Consider the following 1,948-nt stretch of genomic DNA (forward strand, 5'->3'; position numbering starts at 1 on the left):
CACGGTAATGGATTTCTGTCTCAACTGCTATCTTACCCCCGCGAATACCATCCAGATAGGCGGACGGAACGTCAGTTACGAAGCTGAAGGGCTTGACGGTTACACCGACATGTACCTTGGCTGGAGAATGAACTTCTAAGAACCTCATTCGAAATAAGGTGATTTTCACCTGAGAAGAGCCCGGCATTCCGCCGGGCTCTTCTCATATTCATGTGATTCAAAACCATCGTTCACAGAAGATACAGACTAGTATCTATCATTATGCAATTTATTGTGATGTGTTATTATGTTCATGTGCCCATCGCCAGAATGGAACCAGCCTGGCAGTTCTTCCATCAGGAAGTTTGACAGTGCTTTCCTGATCGTAGGTTACGATTGTTCCCGATCCGCTATCAAAATATTGCATGGCTTCCTGAAGTCCTTCCAGTTCTCTATCCTGATTATCTCCTTCAAGATGCCAGCATGCCTGAATACAGTGGTAACCCGAATCACTGTTTTCAATGACGAAATCGCATTCTTTTCTGTCAGCATAATACCATGGTGATCCGAACCGTCTCAACTGATTGAAAACAGCAGTTTCAAGTAAATGCCCACGATTGGGTGACAGGCGGAAGGCTACTGCACAGCTCAAACCATTGTCTACAGGATATACTTTGCGGGGTGCAAGCAGGCTGCGCTTGAGAGACCAGTCAAATTTGTGTATCTGGAATAGAAGGTACACATCCTCCATATGAGAGATGTATTCCTTCACGGAAGTGGAACTTCGGAATCCGAGTTGTTTTGATAGTTTTCCATAAGATATTTTCATACCTGGATTAGACATCAGGTAAAGAGCAAGTTCCCTGAAAGCCAATTGTTCCTTAATACTATATCTGGCTATGATATCCCGGTAAATTATATCACTGTATGTATGCTCAAGAAGTTCTCTTCTTCTATGCTTCAGGAACTCAGGAAACCCACCGTTGAATATGTAGTTTTTGCTTAATAGCATCAGTTGAGATACGGAATTCGTTGACTCGCGAACCCACTTGAAATCATAGTAATCAAGATACTCGTTGAATGAAAACGGAAACAGCTCCTGCCGGATATATCTGCCCGTAAGATGGCTTCCAAGTTCATTACTGAGCAGTGAACTGTTGGAACCAGTTACAACAATATTGTATCCCAGATCATGAAGTCTTCTTAAATAGCGTTCCCAGCCCGGGGCAAGTTGAATCTCATCAAAAAGGAAAATAGATGAACTATTTGGTTTGCTGAAAATATTCAGAAGAATATCGTAATCCGATTCTGTAAAACTTGTGAGTCTTATATCAGCGAAGTTTACATAATTGAAATCTGATCCGCAATATTCCGCTATCTGCCTCAAAAGTGTTGATTTACCGCATCTTCTGATACCTGTAATGGCAATTATCCGATCCAGGTTCAGCTGATTCCGCCAGGACACTTCTCTGGGAGTACCTGTATCCTTTGATAGAAGTTCATCCCGTTGATCGTTAATCAATCGCTCAAGATATATAGTTTCCATATCACCACCCGATACAAATTATGCAAGAAGCAACCAACATTGTCAATATTGATAAATAGTATATATTCAACATTGCAAATGTTAGTATGACCAGGAAAGGTGTTTCGATTTCAGGCTGAAGATTTGCAGAGACTGTTAAAACTGAATATCAGAATGTTATGCTGCGGATTGACTGCGAAAGCTGATATATGAGTTAAAATGACCTCTTGACACGCTGTATCACTGTACTATAATAGTGATACAGTTGATGGAAAGAGGTACAAATGTACAGTATCGATTCAAGGTCGGCAATACCTGTTTACGAGCAGCTGAAACGTCAGATAAGGCTGCGAATTGTTTCGGGCATGCTGGCTGAAGAAGGAAAACTCCCTTCCATAAGGGAGCTTGCTACAACTCTCAGGATTAACCCGAACACAGTTGCCA

2 protein-coding genes are annotated in these 1,948 nt (G+C 41.8%); one reads left to right on the forward strand and one right to left on the reverse strand.

What is annotated here, in order from left to right:
- Window positions 1–268: 268 nt before the first annotated feature.
- Window positions 269–1,525 carry an ATP-binding protein gene (locus K8R76_09070; GenBank protein ID MCD4848329.1) on the reverse strand — a complete coding sequence of 419 codons (1,257 nt, stop codon included), beginning with the start codon at window positions 1,523–1,525 and terminating at the stop codon, window positions 269–271.
- A 263-nt stretch (window positions 1,526–1,788) separates the two neighbouring features.
- Between K8R76_09070 and K8R76_09075 the strand changes: the two genes are divergently transcribed.
- Window positions 1,789–1,948 (forward strand): GntR family transcriptional regulator (locus K8R76_09075; GenBank protein ID MCD4848330.1); only part of this gene is annotated, 160 nt, incomplete at its 3' end.

The organism is Candidatus Aegiribacteria sp. (assembly GCA_021108435.1).
Lineage (GTDB): Bacteria > Fermentibacterota > Fermentibacteria > Fermentibacterales > JCC-6 > Aegiribacteria.

Bases quoted from the DNA above. Each gene is read 5' to 3' on its own strand.
- K8R76_09070 (MCD4848329.1), bottom strand. From the start codon at position 1,525: ATGGAAACTATATATCTTGAGCGATTGATTAACGATCAACGGGATGAA.